The sequence below is a fragment of the Citrobacter amalonaticus genome, from assembly GCF_018323885.1.
Classification (GTDB): domain Bacteria; phylum Pseudomonadota; class Gammaproteobacteria; order Enterobacterales; family Enterobacteriaceae; genus Citrobacter_A; species Citrobacter_A amalonaticus.
In genome coordinates this window covers 664,014-678,422 of sequence record NZ_AP024585.1, presented here as the reverse complement: position 1 = coordinate 678,422, position 14,409 = coordinate 664,014, and the positions used below count along the sequence as shown (strand labels likewise).

Here is a 14,409-nt window from a genome sequence, read left to right as displayed (position 1 = left end):
GTCAGTAATGAAGATAATATTAAAAATATTTGTAACGATTTTACTTATTCCGTTCAGCTATTCGGTAAAGGCGATTACCGCCACTACACCCCAGATAATACTTTCCCCAGCGCCCATTATGGTTACCCAGAATGCCGATGCCTCCTCCTTTGGGCAGCAGATTGGGCCGACAACGACCGCCAGCATTGACAATGTATTTAGCTGCTCTAACTGGCTTTACCCATGTAAATCTGCGTCCGTAAAGCTGGACAGCGGCATTCAACCTTCTGGCGTGACGCTAACGGTAAATGGCGTGGTTTACGGTGTTTATGAAACAGGAGTACCCGGCATTGGTTTTACTATTGGCGTAAAGGACACCAAAGCATCTCAGTATATTCCCCTTACAGATAAAGAAAGCCAAACCTGGAGTGGGGCAGTTGGTCAGATAGGGTTTGATGTACAGATCAATTTCGTCAAAATCAGCGGACGCCTCGAAACCGGAGTAATCACGACGCCGGAAATTACCGCTGCAGTCATGACAGGCCACGAATCAGTTTCCGGCGTGGCTGCTACATCAAAAATAATCATTAGCCCCACTACGATTTCAACGATTGCCAATGGGTGTGAGGTAGACCAGTCTTTAGTAAGCTTTCCTCTGGGAGAGGTCAGTGAGAATGTATTTAAAGGCGTCGGCAGCCATTCTGAAGGTATCTCATCCTCGATTACGTTGAACTGCGATGCTAATATAACTTTAGCCATGGTTATTACCGATCAATCCGATACTTCTAATACCAGTAATATTGTAGGATTGACTTCCGACTCTGACGCCAAAGGGATTGGTGTACAATTTTTTGTCAACAGTGAAGAACCTTTTCATTTAGGACCAGATAGCTCATTAAAAGGCACGACAGGCCAGGTTCAGCTTGTTACAACCCAGGATAAGGGAAATGTGGTGGTTCCTATAACGGCAAAATATGTACAAACGGGTAATATCACGGTTGGCAGCGCTAACGCAATTGCCAGTATTACATTCTCCTATCAATAGGCCACCATAATTAAACTACTGTAAACAGCATAACAAAATTATTCGAGAGAGAGAAAACCATTTTTTCTCAATTATTTTTCGATAGTACAAAACCATGCAAAAGATTGCATGGTTTGCTATCAGGTATTGTAGGTGCTGATACTATCCTTAAACTTTTGGATACACAGCTCGCTAAATGTTCGCAGACCATGTCGCCTGACTGCCTTCATTTTATATCCACTTATCGTCTTCACGGATAAGTTCAATGTTTTTGATATTTGGCTTTGCGAGTACCCTTTAAACAACAGATCGAGTACCTCATACTCCTTTTGAGTCCCTTTTAAAACATTGCCCCAGATATCTCCTAAAAAATAATCTTCTGTAATCTTCGGAGGTGCTTGCAACATAAACTTTATCGCTTCCCTTAAAAAAGAGTAGGATGTTCTTTTGCATACTACCAGGTCGGATAGATGATTAATAATTGGAGAGTAATTTTCCTTTCTGTCTGTCAGCGTCACCATAAAAATACTTTTACCTTTTTTCCTTTCCAGATGAATTTTCTTGGCATGCATGTTTATATTTGCGGCATCACCGTTAACAAACCAGACGTAGCAGTCACTTTCTTGATATATGTAACCCAGCGTTCTGTTCATTTCATTAATAATGTATTCAAATGTGATATTACTTAACTGACAGGGGTAATCAGATCGACTTAAGATCAAAGTATATCCTCCATACAAGGTGTGCGCATATAAAATAAAATCGATAATCGCTCAATGTTGTATTTCCGTTTTGAGCAATCTTTAGGACTTATCTTACTGGCGTTTTTAAAGTTTGTTCACTCATTTAATCTGAAGATTTATTCGTGAGTAAAATACAATATAAATAAGATCCCTTAAGAACTCATGAGATAAAATAAAACATTATAAAACAATAGGTTATTGTTTTATTAAGCCTTTCATTGCAAACATAATGAATATGGTTTTTATTTACATTTATACTGTTATTGAAGACGAAAATGTTAAGTTTCCTGCTATTTACAAGACCTTCTTTGCAGACCACCTTCTGATAGAAACATCGTTTTTGTCTTTGCATACAAAACACCAATGCTTAATCAACACGCATTCTTGTGTTTTATGATTTTTTATTCTATAATTTTTAACCTCTGAAATAATGACTACACTTAATAAACCAGTGTTCTAATGAATGAAACAAAAATACCTTATTAACGATATTGTTTATTTTTATCCTGCTAATCAATTACTAGAGCCCGTATCCGAGGATAAAAAAAGTGTATCTTTAAATGTCCCGGCGAGTAGATGTTTAAAACTTTTATTAGAAAAGAAAGGGGAAATTGTAACAAAATATGATTTTTCGCAGGACGTATGGGAAAGTAGAGGTCAATACACCAGCATAAATGCTCTCTATCAGAATATATCTTTAATACGTAAAGCATTACGTGAGGTTGGTATTTCACAGGATGTAATTCATACCATTCCTCGCGAAGGATTTAGCTTTTTAGGAACCGCTATTCTCCTGGAAGAGGAAGAAAGTATTGCAGATAGTTATATCAGTTCTGACCCTGTGGCCAAAGAGATCAGTATACCCGAGGTTTCTGTAAGTTATAACATGGATGTTATAAATCACATTTACTCTGTACAGGACACCTACTCGCAGAAAATTCATAACGACACCGAGAAGGATTCATCCTCAAAACAGAAAATGAATGCCAAACTATGGACAATTGTTCTCAATTGTATTGATAGTGCCTATCAACATAAATGGCGAGCAATATCATTCGCCTTATTATTGGCCTTATTACTTTATGTGCCATATTATTATACGCTTATACAAGATAACCGTAACTTCTTTTCCAATTATCGTCAAATTGGCGTTATAAATAACTGTACAATTATGAAAAGTTTGAATGACAAACTAAGGCAAAAAGAAGATTACTTATCTATTTTTACAGATAAAAATATTCACTGCGAATCGGAAAAGAGAGTTTATATAGCAATAGATACTCGTGGCACAAAAGTATTCATGCATATCTGTGATAAAAATACAAATAATACGGCCTCATGCTATTCCACTTTTTTCATCGAGCGTTAATATGAAAGCAAAGATCTGTTTTCTTTTTTTATTGGTCGCGATTGTTTTATCCCCTTTTTTTATATATCTATTTGATAATTATAATAAAAATAACTTCTCCTGTTGGGGCAACATCAGTTTTAAAAGGCTCGAGGGAACCTATTCTGTTAAGGTCAGATATGTGTTCAATGGCGATTCCGGGAAGGTCATTACTATCGGAGAATATAATGAGCCAGGATTACCAACGCGAAAAGTTACGCAGAATTTATCCTTTAAATTCACCAGGGAAGGCGATGAATACACAATGATATCAACACTCTCTTTACTGACTGCTTCTCAGGCCAGGCTTTTAAGCGGCGTAGTCCCTGATTTTTATCTCTATGAAGATCGTGGTTTACAGCTCTTCATACATAAACAGGGGAGCGATGGACTGGTTTTCAGAACTGCGGCTTTGCCAATATTTATCTGTACCTTACAGTAACACCGCGAAACGCTCATCTGGACAATAATCGGTGAAATCGCCTTATCCCGAATACTCAGTCCACAGGCTACTTCCCTCAGCATCTGTGACTCCAACACCTAATTCCTTCAGAGCAATGAGGGCTGGCGAGAAATCGCCGGCCCTTATTCTTTATTAAGCATAATGAAAGCTCTCACCGCAACGGTGAGAGCATCAAGGCAGGTTGTTGGCTTCACGCGCGCTCAACTTCGACCAGTTCCTGAAGCTGCTCACGCATGTACAATGAAAAATATTCAGGGTCTCTGATCAAAACCCGTTCACCGGCTTCAAACTTCTCAGCCCACTTAACCAGTTTTTGCGTAAATCCAGGGTTCCACCCCTCCCGCTCACCACGCGCAACGATATCCGACGCACTTGCCGGGCAGCCCAGCTCTTTCAAATATTTCAAAATTCCTTTCGCCGTGCTTTCATCCATAGGTTCTGGAGATGAGGCCGAGGTATTCATACCGTTGATGAAATCTAATGCTTTATCAATGACTGCAGGCATACTTTTATCCTTAAAATTTACCATGTAAAACACAAGACTACTCTATGACCTTAAACCGATTTCAGCCTCAAAGAAATCATTAAATTTCATTGTCCCGACGGCGCTCACTTTACTTGTTGTGCCAGTACGCCGCCACACGGACTAACTGCTGATCAAACGGTTCCTGCTCAAAGCGTTGGCTAAGATTTTTCACCACCTTCCCTTCCCCGGTAATCCAGATGAAATAATCTTCTGTCGGCACGTCAATCTGCGCCAGTCGTGCGGCAAGCGCCTGCTCATCGTGTCCCAGCCATTCAATGGAAAAATCGCCCAGATGCGCGAGGTAATCCTGATATGCCGGATCGGCGACGCTCACCAGCGCGGTCACCGTCGGTTTTACCGGTAAGCGATTCAGCGCCTCAAGACGACGCCGCAACGCTGGCATACCGGACTCATCACAAACATAGAGCTGGTAAGCGTAGTCTTCCGGCACTACCAGCGAACCACGTGGTCCGCCGATGGTTAGCGTATCGCCTTCGCGCGCTTTCATAGCCCAACGGCTCGCCACACCGCCGTCGTGAATAAAGAAATCCAGCGCCAGCTCATGACGGGCTTCATCGTACAACGGTGTGTAATCGCGAGAAGCCGGACGCACGCCCTCGCCCCAGACAATCCCTTCCTCCGTTACGGTTGGCGGAACAAACCGGCTGCCGGGTTGCGGGAAAAACACCTTGCTATGGTCGTCAAAGCCGCGCGAGTTAAAGCCTTCCAGCGCATCGCCACCGAGGACAATACGCTGAAAACCCGTCCCGATGCGTTCTACGCGCAAAACGGTAAGTTCGCGAAAGCGCAGTTCATTGCGCACGCGCTGAGGGTAACGTGAAGTTTTATTCATCATTTTTGACCTTCGTGTGATAATCAGATATATCTAAATACAGTTTTCAAATGATAATGATTGTTAATAGCCAGAATTGCAAGTCATTTTTTGATAGCATCTGCTGTGTTACTGCCTTTACATATTTATCATTTAAATTCATAGTATTAGTAAAATTTTCAACACTGCTCTTGTCAAAATCTTCATTTTAGATATAAATTAGATATATCTAAACAAAAGGAGGTTATCATGCGACATCATCATGAAGGTTGCTGTAAAGGCGAAGGGCATCATCACGGCGGTTGCGAACATCGTCACGGTAGAGGTGGCGGTGGTGGACGGCGTCAGCGCTTTTTTGGCCATGGGGAGCTGCGTCTGGTGATTCTGGATATTCTCTCCCGCGAAGCCAGCCACGGTTATGAGCTAATCAAAGCTATCGAGAATCTGACGCAAGGCAACTATACGCCGAGTCCTGGCGTGATCTACCCAACGCTGGATTTCCTCCAGGATCAGGCCTTTATTACGGTTAGCGAAGAGGATGGGGGGCGTAAAAAAATCACTCTCACTGACACCGGCGCACAATGGCTGGAAGAGAATCGTGAACATCTCGGCCACATTCAGGAACGCGTCAACGCACGCAATGTCGGCTTTGAACTGCGTAAGAATCCGCAGATGAAACGAGCGCTGGAAAACTTCAAGGCAGTGCTGGATCTGAGAGTGAATCAGGGTGACATCAGCGACGCACAGTTAAAAAAGATCATTGGCGTGATCGACCGTGCGGCGCTGGAAATCACTCAGCTTGATTAAGCAGGCAAGGCGTCGCCGTCACGAACACGGAACACTTTCACCATCTCTTTTAAGTGTAACGCCTGCTCATTCAGTGACGCCGCTGCCGCAACGGACTCCTCGACCAGACAGGAGTTCTGCTGGGTAGTGGCGTCAATCAGGCCAATCGCGCTGTTGATCTGCGAAATCCCCTCGGTTTGCTCACGACTGGCCTGGCCGATCTCCCGCAGGATCACATCCATCTCCTCGACGTTGTTGACCATGCCGTTTATCAGTCCGTTAGCCTTCTCGACCAGTTGCATCCCTTCCTGGGTCTGACCGGTGGAATCCTCAATCAGATGGCGGATCTCGCTGGCAGAAGATGCGCTCTTTTGCGCCAACTGGCGTACTTCCCCTGCCACCACGGCAAACCCACGGCCATGCTCACCGGCTCGCGCGGCTTCAACAGCTGCATTAAGCGCCAGAATATTGGTCTGGAATGCAATGGAGTCAATCAGGTTGATGATGTCCGACATGCGGTTAGATGTTTCATTAATCACCCGCATTTTTTGCGTTACCTGATTCATCATCTCGCCATTGTTCTTCACAACGGTCGCCGCCCCCGCAGAGAGCTTCGTCGCTTCTCCGGTATGTTCGGCCGTGTTTTTTACCGTGGCGGTGATCTGCTCCATTGACGCGGCGGTCTGCTCAACGGAGCTCGCCTGTTCTTCGGTACGTGCAGCCAAATCCTGGTTCCCGGCGACGATCTGCGCTGCCGCGCTGGAGATATTCTCCGACCCGTTCTGGACTTCCTGGACGATCTCCAGCAGGCGAGTTTTCATTACCATCAGCGCATGCAGCAGTTCGCCGGTCTCATCTTTCTGCGTGGTGAGGATATTGCGGGTCAGGTCGCCCTCGGCAATCGCTTCGGCAAACTGCACCGCTTCATTCAGTGGCCGGGTGATGGAACGCACGATATACCAACCCATCATACAACCCGCGGCAATACCGATGAGCGCCAGCGCGATAAGCAACGCCCGGTTCGCAGTAAAATCACTTTCCACCTGCGCGCCAGCACGCAACATCTGCGCATCTTCAATGGCGATCAGCGCCTGAACTTTCTCTTTATAGGCCTGCTGTACATTGACCGTCGTGGTCATCATCTCCTGCATTGCCGCCTGTCGGTTATGGTTTTGTAGTTCCTGCAAAATGCGGAATCGGGAGGCGAGATATTGCTCGCGCACATCACGGATCCCGGAGATGACCTTTTTCGATTCGGCATTTAGCGGCGCAGCGTCCAGTTCATCCAGCAACACCGTAATCTGCTGGCTAATGTTGTCGAGCTTTTTCTGGGACGTCTGGGTCCACCGCCCCTCTTCGTCCATCAGCATCAACTGCTGCGTGCTGACAAAATCCTGAAAATGATCGATGAGCTTGTTGGCTTTTACCGTGATGGGATAGTCATTGGTAATGATGTTTTGCATACCGCTGTTGGCGCGGTCCAGGCTAAATAATGAAAGGCCTGAACTCACCATCATCAGTACAATAAACAATCCAAACGCGATAAATAATTTTGAGCGGATCTTCATGTTACGTAAAAACATATATTCTCCCTGGAGATAGTTTTTCTTCAGACAGATTCCTTTATCGGTAACAAACTCACTAACTTTATGATATTGATCGCTTTTTATTATCAATAACTGCCGGCAAATAGTTTTTGACGATGAATAAAGGCAGACCGATCGTTATATAAACGATTTTTTATGATGTCCAAATAGCCCAAAGACAGAAATGAAAAGATACGAATAAAATAAAAAAACCACCCGTAGGTGGTAATATTTAATATGTTATTAACATTATTATTACAATGACGCTTACCATTACCGGTAAGCGTTGATGCGGATAAAAGAAAGGATTAGTGCAACACCGTCACGGCATCCGCCAGACGGCTGGCACGGTGTTTAACCATGGCGGACACCTGCGCGCTCTCTTCAACCAACTCGGCGTTCTTCTGCGTGATGTCGTTAAGTTCGCCTACCGCACGCGTCAGACTGGTCAATCCGTCGGACTGTTCAAGCGTTGAATGGCTGATCTGCGCAATCAACTGAGTGACGTTTTGTACCTGAGAGACAATATCATCCATCGTACGTCCCGCGGCGTGGACCTGCTGAGAACCCGACTGCACTTTATCCGCACTGGCATCGATTAGCTTACGAATATCATTCGCCGCGCTGGCGCTGCGGCTGGCCAGATGGCGCACTTCACCCGCCACGACGGCAAACCCTTTGCCTTGCTCACCCGCCCTGGCCGCTTCAACTGCGGCGTTCAACGCCAGAATATTGGTCTGGAAAGCGATGTCGTTAATCAGCGTGGTGATGGTGCCAATGCGCTGCGTGCTGTTGGCGATGTCATCCATGGTTTTAATCACGGTGTCCATTGCTTCACCGCCCTGTGCCGCCGCGCTACTGGCGGCAATCGACAGCTTATCGGCGGCGGATGCGGTTTCGGAGTTTTGTTTTACCGACGCCGCCATTTGATTCATGGTGGTCACCGTCTGCTGGACGTTATCGACCGTCTGACGCGTATGCTTATTCAGATCGTCGTTGCCTTTCGCTAAGGCTTCGCTGCCGTTTCTGACGCTCGACACCTGGCTTGAAACGTCGTTAATTAGCCAGCGACACATCAGACCAAGTTGCCCGACAGCGCGTAGCGTCAACCCCAGTTCATCACTGCGATTCAGATGCGCCACGCTGTTTCGCTCACCGGTCGCTACCTTCAGCGCCTGCTTCGCGACGTTCTCAATCGGACGAACAATCTGCCACTCAAACGCCGCTGTACCCAGTAGCATCACCAGCACACACATCAGTTGTGCAAGCCATGGCGCACCAGACAGGTGTAGCACCGCCGCCAATACCACGTAGATCAGCGCCATCACGCTGCGGACCCGCCAACGCACCGGCATTGCCGGTAGTTTCCCGAGCCATCCTTTACGCACCACCAGTCCTTTGTGGATCCGGCGTCGACAACGACCTTCATTGAGCGCCTTGTAAAGCGGCTCAACCGTGGCGATCTCCGCATCCGTCGCGCGGGTGCGAATTGACATGTACCCCGTCACGTTCCCCTCGCGCACCATCGGTACCGCGTTCGCCCGAACCCAGTAGTGATCGCCATTTTTACGGCGATTCTTGACGATGCCGCTCCAGGGTTCACCCTGCTGCAGGGTGTACCACATGTCAGCAAAGGCTGCTTTCGGCATGTCCGGGTGACGCACCAGGTTGTGCGGTTGCGCCAGCAATTCATTGAGTGAGTAACCGCTAATATTGACGAACGTATCGTTGGCGTGCGTGATGTAGCTGTGGAGATCGGTTGTCGACATGAGGGTCGTATCGTCATCCAGCGGTGTATTTTGCTGGGTAACGTAGAGCTGAGAAGACATAGTCGCGTCCTGTGCAAGTTATCTGGTTGTTAACTTCTTGTCAGATGTTATTTCGGCGCTAACAGATTTATCTTTAGATGTTAAATTTGATTTAGATCGCAATTTGCGATTAAACCTCATATTTTGTACGAATTCTAATTGATTGATTTAAAATACTTTCAAGTTGAAACTATAAAATCACACTGTGGGACGCGCACTGTTATCGCGCAAAATTTGCACTATTTCTGCGCAATCGCCCCTTCTGACGCCGCGCTCGCACGGTCTTCATTTTGCACAAAAACCCAGCAAGTGTTAACAAATGAGATTAAATGTTGCGCAATAACAGTTCTCCCTGGTGTTTATCCCGATTTTCATCAGCGCCGCCGGGATGGCGCAATCCCTGCAATACTTAAATCGGTATCATGTGATACGCGATCTCCGGGAGCATATTTTGAACAGGTTACCTTCCAGCGCATCGGCTTTGGCCTGTAGTGCGCACGCACTGAATCTCATTGAGAAGCGAACGCTTGATCATGAGGAGATGAAAGCACTTAACCGAGAGGTGATTGATTACTTCAAAGAGCATGTCAATCCGGGATTTTTAGAGTATCGCAAATCTGTTACCGCCGGCGGGGATTACGGAGCCGTAGAGTGGCAAGCGGGAAGTCTGAACACGCTTGTCGACACCCAGGGACAGGAGTTTGTCGACTGCCTGGGAGGTTTTGGAATTTTCAACGTGGGGCACCGTAATCCAGTTGTGGTTTCCGCCGTACAGAATCAACTCGCGAAACAACCTCTGCATAGTCAGGAACTGCTTGACCCACTGCGGGCCATGCTGGCAAAAACCCTTGCTGCCCTGGCGCCCGGAAAACTCAAATACAGCTTCTTTAGCAACAGTGGTACTGAATCGGTCGAAGCGGCGCTGAAACTGGCGAAGGCGTATCAGTCACCACGCGGCAAATTTACCTTTATCGCCACCAGCGGCGCGTTTCACGGTAAGTCGTTGGGCGCGCTGTCCGCCACCGCCAAATCGACGTTCCGCAAGCCGTTTATGCCGCTGCTGCCGGGCTTCCGTCATGTGCCGTTCGGCAATATTGAGGCCATGCGTACCGCGCTCAGCGAGTGCAAAAAAACCGGAGATGATGTGGCTGCGGTGATTCTGGAGCCTATTCAGGGTGAAGGTGGCGTGATCCTGCCACCGCAGGGTTATCTCACCGCCGTACGTAAACTCTGCGACGAATTTGGCGCGCTGATGATCCTTGATGAAGTCCAGACCGGCATGGGGCGTACCGGCAAGATGTTTGCCTGCGAGCATGAGAACGTGCAGCCCGACATTCTCTGCCTGGCAAAAGCGCTGGGCGGCGGCGTGATGCCGATTGGCGCGACGATCGCCACCGAAGAGGTCTTCTCGGTACTGTTTGATAACCCCTTCCTGCACACCACCACCTTCGGTGGCAATCCGCTGGCCTGTGCGGCCGCGCTGGCCACCATCAATGTGCTGCTGGAGCAGAACTTACCGGCACAAGCGGAACAGAAAGGCGATATCCTGCTGGACGGTTTTCGCCAACTGGCGCGAGAGTTCCCTGACCTGGTGCAGGACGCCCGCGGGAAAGGGATGCTGATGGCAATCGAGTTTGTCGACAATGAAACCGGCTACAATTTCGCCAGCGAGATGTTCCGCCAGCGGGTCCTGGTTGCCGGAACGCTCAACAACTCGAAAACGATCCGCATCGAACCGCCGTTAACGCTGACCATTGAGCAGTGTGAGCAAGTGCTGAAAGCCACGCGTAAAGCGCTGGCGGCGCTGCGGGTGAGCATAGAAGAGGTGTAAACAGCTTGCCGGGTGATGAAACACCATTCTGGCCTGTGAACAAATGCCCCCTGCCCGGGGGCATTTTTTGAATCCCATCACAATCATCGCATTCCCCTTTTCCCTTTTCCCTGCCGACGACTAAATTAGACACTCATCCGACCACATAACAATAATTTTACATACTGGACAATCTTATGCGCTATCCGTCGCTGTTCGCCCCGCTTGATCTTGGTTTTACTCGGCTTAAAAACCGCGTGCTGATGGGTTCAATGCACACGGGACTTGAAGAGTATCCTGATGGCGCGGAACGCCTGGCCGCTTTCTATGCCGAGCGAGCCCGGCAAGGCGTCGCACTGATTGTCACGGGTGGCATCGCCCCCGCGTCGTCTGGCGTCACGATGGAAGGCGGCGCGACGCTCAATGACGCCCGTGAGGTGCCGCATCACCGCATCATCACCGACGCGGTTCATCGTGAAGGCGGGAAAATAGCGCTACAGATCCTGCATACCGGGCGCTACAGCTATCAACCACAACTGGTAGCCCCTTCCGCAATTCAGGCCCCCATCAACCGGTTTACCCCGCACGCACTGAGCCACGAAGAAATTCTGCAACTGATAGAAGACTTCGCGCACTGTGCCCAACTGGCACGGGAGGCGGGTTACGACGGCGTGGAGGTCATGGGCTCGGAAGGGTACCTGATTAACGAGTTTCTCGCCCTGCGCACCAATCAGCGCGACGATGAATGGGGCGGTGATTATACCAATCGTATGCGCTTTGCCATTGAAGTGGTACGTGCGGTGCGTCAGCGGGTGGGGAACGACTTTATTATTATCTACCGCCTGTCGATGCTTGATCTGGTGGAAAAAGGCGGCACTTTTGCAGAAACAGTGCAACTGGCGCAGGCCATTGAAGCCGCAGGCGCAACGCTCATCAACACCGGAATTGGCTGGCATGAAGCGCGCATTCCCACCATCGCCACGCCGGTACCGCGCGGCGCCTTCAGTTGGGTAACGCGTAAGCTGAAAGGGCACGTTTCGCTGCCACTGGTCACCACTAACCGGATTAACGATCCGCAGGTTGCCGATGAAATTCTGGCGCGTGGTGATGCCGATATGGTGTCGATGGCGCGCCCGTTTCTCGCGGATGCCGAACTGCTGTCGAAAGCGCAATCGGGGCGTGCCGATGAAATTAACACCTGCATCGGCTGTAATCAGGCGTGCCTGGATCAGATCTTCGTCGGCAAAATCACGTCGTGCCTGGTGAATCCCCGCGCCTGCCATGAAACCAAAATGCCTGTTGTTCCGGCTTCCACAATAAAAAATCTGGCTGTCGTCGGCGCGGGCCCGGCGGGTCTTGCCTTTGCTATCAATGCGGCGGCACGCGGTCATCATGTCACCCTCTTTGATGCGCTGGGCGAGATCGGCGGGCAGTTCAATATTGCCAAACAGATCCCCGGTAAAGAGGAGTTTTATGAAACGCTCCGCTATTACCGTCGGATGATTGACGTCACCGGCGTCACCCTGAAACTCAATCATTATGTTGCAGCAGACGATCTGCAGGCATTCGATGAGGTGATCCTCGCCAGCGGGATCGAGCCGCGCAGGCCGCCGATCGACGGCATCGATCATCCGAAGGTTTTAACCTACCTCGATGTCCTGCGTGACAAAACCCCGGTGGGGAATCGGGTGGCGATCGTTGGCTGCGGCGGGATCGGCTTTGATACCGCAATGTACCTGAGTCAGCCCGGCGAACCCACCAGCCAGAACATTGCCGATTTCTGTGTGGAATGGGGTATCGACACCAGCCTGCAACAGGCCGGCGGATTACGTCCGGAAGGCCCGCATCTGGCTCGCAGCCCGCGTCAGATTGTGATGCTCCAGCGTAAGGCCAGCAAACCCGGCGAGGGACTGGGAAAAACCACCGGTTGGATCCATCGCACCACGTTGCTTTCACGCGGTGTGAAGATGATCCCGGCAGTCAGCTATCAGAAGATCGACGACACCGGTCTGCACGTGTTGATCGGTGGTGAAGCGCAGACGCTGGAAGTCGATAACGTCATTATTTGTGCGGGTCAAGAGCCGCGACGTGAGCTGGCAGAACCGCTGCATGCGGCGGGAAAGACGGTGCACTTAATCGGCGGCTGTGATGTAGCGATGGAACTGGATGCCCGCCGGGCCATTGCCCAGGGCACCCGTCTGGCGCTGGGAATTTAATTCATTGCCCGGTCACATTGTGCGTGCCGGGCATGGGCAGTTCGCTTAGCGACGGCGGCCGACTTTCACCGCTTTGAGCACCACAAACTTATTGTTGGTCGCAACGGTGGCGCAGTTGCCGAAGATCTTCTTCAGCTTGTGGAAATAGTCGAGGTGACGGTTGGCGACGATATACAGCTCGCCGTTGATCTTCAGGCAGCGACGGGCGTGGTGGAACATTTCCCAGGCAATGTTATCCGTCAGTGCATGCTTCTGATGGAACGGCGGGTTGCACAGTACGGCGTTAAAGCGAAAAGGCTCAACCCCGGACAGCGCGTTGTTAATCATAAACTCACAGCGATCGATGGCTTCAGGCAGGTTAGTTTCCACATTCAGACGGCTGGACGCCACCGCCATTGGGGATTCATCGACAAACACCACGCTCGCCTGCGGATTTTTTTCCAGCAGCGTCAGACCAATTACCCCGTTGCCACAGCCGAGATCGACAATCTCCCCTTCCAGATTCTCTGGCAGGTGCTGCATAAAGAAACGGGCGCCAATATCCAGCCCGGTGCGGGAGAAGACGTTGGCATGGTTATGGATGGTCCAGTCGGTGCCTTCCAGTTTCCAGCTCAGCGTTTCCGGCGCATCAGCCAGAGCCGGCTCGCTGAAGGTGCAATTGATGAGACGCGCCTTTTTCCACGCCAGCGTGGTAGTCGTTGGACCGAGCACTTTCTCAAACAGCTCCAGCGTGGAGTTATGGATATCCCGCGCCTTCGCGCCAGCAATGATACGGGTTTGCGGGGTCACCACTTTTCGCAGCGCGCGCAGCTGTTGCTCCAGCAGTGCCAGCGTTTTCGGCACTTTGATCAGCACCACGTCCGGCGCCTGCGGGTACTCTGCCGTGCTGTCGAGAAACTTGACGCTGGACTCCGCGAGGTCGTTATGGCGCAGGTTTTCCCGCGTTGCCAGTTCGCTTAAATACGAATCACCAATGCTGTACGGCGACTGCTCCGCCAGCGCACAGCTCAGCGCACCGAAGGTATCATTCAGGATCAGCACCGGGCCGCGAATCTCCGTATCGTCCACCTGTTGCAGCAGATAATCATCGGCCGCTTCCCACGCCAACAGTGGGTTAACGTCGTCCGTTTCCGGGAAACGTTTTAGTGTCAGTGAACGGAAACCGTTGTCTGTGTGGCTCATCGGCCCTCCTGAATGGTAAAATTTCGGCGTATCCCGTAAAAGGGTGCGTGAGTATACACTTTTTATG

Annotated in this window: 12 protein-coding genes; 6 read left to right on the top strand and 6 right to left on the bottom strand. The window is 49.7% G+C overall.

Annotated elements, in window-relative coordinates; all coding sequences use genetic code 11:
* Positions 1-7 precede the first annotated feature (7 nt).
* Positions 8-1,024 (top strand): fimbrial protein, encoded by a 1,017-nt coding sequence (locus KI228_RS03330; protein ID WP_052443893.1) that lies wholly within the window; start codon positions 8-10, stop codon positions 1,022-1,024.
* A 119-nt stretch (positions 1,025-1,143) separates the two neighbouring features.
* On the opposite strand, the gene KI228_RS03325 is transcribed toward KI228_RS03330, so the two are convergent.
* Complete coding sequence (locus KI228_RS03325; RefSeq protein ID WP_141227383.1) at positions 1,144-1,656, bottom strand: helix-turn-helix transcriptional regulator; 513 nt, start codon at positions 1,654-1,656, stop codon at positions 1,144-1,146.
* Positions 1,657-2,209: 553 nt separating this feature from the next.
* Here KI228_RS03325 and KI228_RS03320 point away from each other — a divergent pair.
* Both KI228_RS03320 and KI228_RS03315 read left to right on the top strand, forming a co-directional pair.
* The gene (locus KI228_RS03320; RefSeq protein ID WP_061070597.1) at positions 2,210-3,115 is read left to right on the top strand and encodes a winged helix-turn-helix domain-containing protein; all 906 of its coding nucleotides are present in this window, start codon (positions 2,210-2,212) and stop codon (positions 3,113-3,115) included.
* Between the two features lies 1 nt (position 3,116).
* The gene (locus KI228_RS03315) at positions 3,117-3,575 is read left to right on the top strand and encodes a hypothetical protein (RefSeq protein WP_044255796.1); all 459 of its coding nucleotides are present in this window, start codon (positions 3,117-3,119) and stop codon (positions 3,573-3,575) included.
* A 211-nt stretch (positions 3,576-3,786) separates the two neighbouring features.
* Here the strand turns inward: KI228_RS03315 and KI228_RS03310 are convergent, their stop codons facing one another.
* Complete coding sequence (locus KI228_RS03310) at positions 3,787-4,125, bottom strand: DUF1889 family protein (RefSeq protein ID WP_071888470.1); 339 nt, start codon at positions 4,123-4,125, stop codon at positions 3,787-3,789.
* Between the two features lie 85 nt (positions 4,126-4,210).
* Entirely contained in the window at positions 4,211-4,975 is a 765-nt protein-coding gene (locus KI228_RS03305; protein ID WP_141227684.1) for a siderophore-interacting protein, read from the bottom strand.
* 228 nt (positions 4,976-5,203) lie between these two features.
* On the opposite strand from KI228_RS03305, the gene KI228_RS03300 reads away from it, so the two are divergent.
* A complete protein-coding gene (locus tag KI228_RS03300; RefSeq protein WP_071888443.1) occupies positions 5,204-5,761 on the top strand; it encodes a PadR family transcriptional regulator in 558 nt (185 codons plus the stop codon).
* Here KI228_RS03300 and KI228_RS03295 read toward each other — a convergent pair.
* Positions 5,758-7,323, bottom strand: a complete 1,566-nt coding sequence (locus tag KI228_RS03295) for a methyl-accepting chemotaxis protein (RefSeq protein WP_061070600.1) — start codon at positions 7,321-7,323, stop codon at positions 5,758-5,760. The two genes, KI228_RS03300 and KI228_RS03295, sit on opposite strands and share 4 nt — an antisense overlap.
* 311 nt (positions 7,324-7,634) lie before the next feature.
* Positions 7,635-9,155, bottom strand: a complete 1,521-nt coding sequence (locus KI228_RS03290) for a methyl-accepting chemotaxis protein (RefSeq protein WP_061070601.1) — start codon at positions 9,153-9,155, stop codon at positions 7,635-7,637.
* A 430-nt stretch (positions 9,156-9,585) separates the two neighbouring features.
* Here KI228_RS03290 and ygjG point away from each other — a divergent pair, with 430 nt between their 5' ends.
* Both ygjG and KI228_RS03280 read left to right on the top strand, forming a co-directional pair.
* Complete coding sequence (ygjG, locus tag KI228_RS03285; protein ID WP_172740562.1) at positions 9,586-10,965, top strand: putrescine aminotransferase; 1,380 nt, start codon at positions 9,586-9,588, stop codon at positions 10,963-10,965.
* 176 nt (positions 10,966-11,141) lie between these two features.
* Entirely contained in the window at positions 11,142-13,160 is a 2,019-nt protein-coding gene (locus KI228_RS03280) for an oxidoreductase (protein WP_061070602.1), read from the top strand.
* 45 nt (positions 13,161-13,205) lie between these two features.
* Here the strand turns inward: KI228_RS03280 and rlmG are convergent, their stop codons facing one another.
* The gene (rlmG, locus tag KI228_RS03275; RefSeq protein ID WP_044255811.1) at positions 13,206-14,342 is read right to left on the bottom strand and encodes a 23S rRNA (guanine(1835)-N(2))-methyltransferase RlmG; all 1,137 of its coding nucleotides are present in this window, start codon (positions 14,340-14,342) and stop codon (positions 13,206-13,208) included.
* Positions 14,343-14,409 lie beyond the last annotated feature (67 nt).

What these genes read in the sequence shown, in the direction of transcription:
- rlmG (WP_044255811.1), bottom strand. Translation starts at nt 14,342, where the DNA reads ATGAGCCACACAGACAACGGTTTCCGTTCACTGACACTAAAACGTTTC.
- KI228_RS03305 (WP_141227684.1), bottom strand. Translation starts at nt 4,975, where the DNA reads ATGAATAAAACTTCACGTTACCCTCAGCGCGTGCGCAATGAACTGCGC.
- KI228_RS03295 (WP_061070600.1), bottom strand. Translation starts at nt 7,323, where the DNA reads ATGTTTTTACGTAACATGAAGATCCGCTCAAAATTATTTATCGCGTTT.
- KI228_RS03300 (WP_071888443.1), top strand. Translation starts at nt 5,204, where the DNA reads ATGCGACATCATCATGAAGGTTGCTGTAAAGGCGAAGGGCATCATCAC.
- KI228_RS03315 (WP_044255796.1), top strand. Translation starts at nt 3,117, where the DNA reads ATGAAAGCAAAGATCTGTTTTCTTTTTTTATTGGTCGCGATTGTTTTA.
- KI228_RS03330 (WP_052443893.1), top strand. Translation starts at nt 8, where the DNA reads ATGAAGATAATATTAAAAATATTTGTAACGATTTTACTTATTCCGTTC.
- KI228_RS03280 (WP_061070602.1), top strand. Translation starts at nt 11,142, where the DNA reads ATGCGCTATCCGTCGCTGTTCGCCCCGCTTGATCTTGGTTTTACTCGG.
- KI228_RS03320 (WP_061070597.1), top strand. Translation starts at nt 2,210, where the DNA reads ATGAAACAAAAATACCTTATTAACGATATTGTTTATTTTTATCCTGCT.
- KI228_RS03310 (WP_071888470.1), bottom strand. Translation starts at nt 4,125, where the DNA reads ATGGTAAATTTTAAGGATAAAAGTATGCCTGCAGTCATTGATAAAGCA.
- KI228_RS03290 (WP_061070601.1), bottom strand. Translation starts at nt 9,155, where the DNA reads ATGTCTTCTCAGCTCTACGTTACCCAGCAAAATACACCGCTGGATGAC.
- KI228_RS03325 (WP_141227383.1), bottom strand. Translation starts at nt 1,656, where the DNA reads ATGAACAGAACGCTGGGTTACATATATCAAGAAAGTGACTGCTACGTC.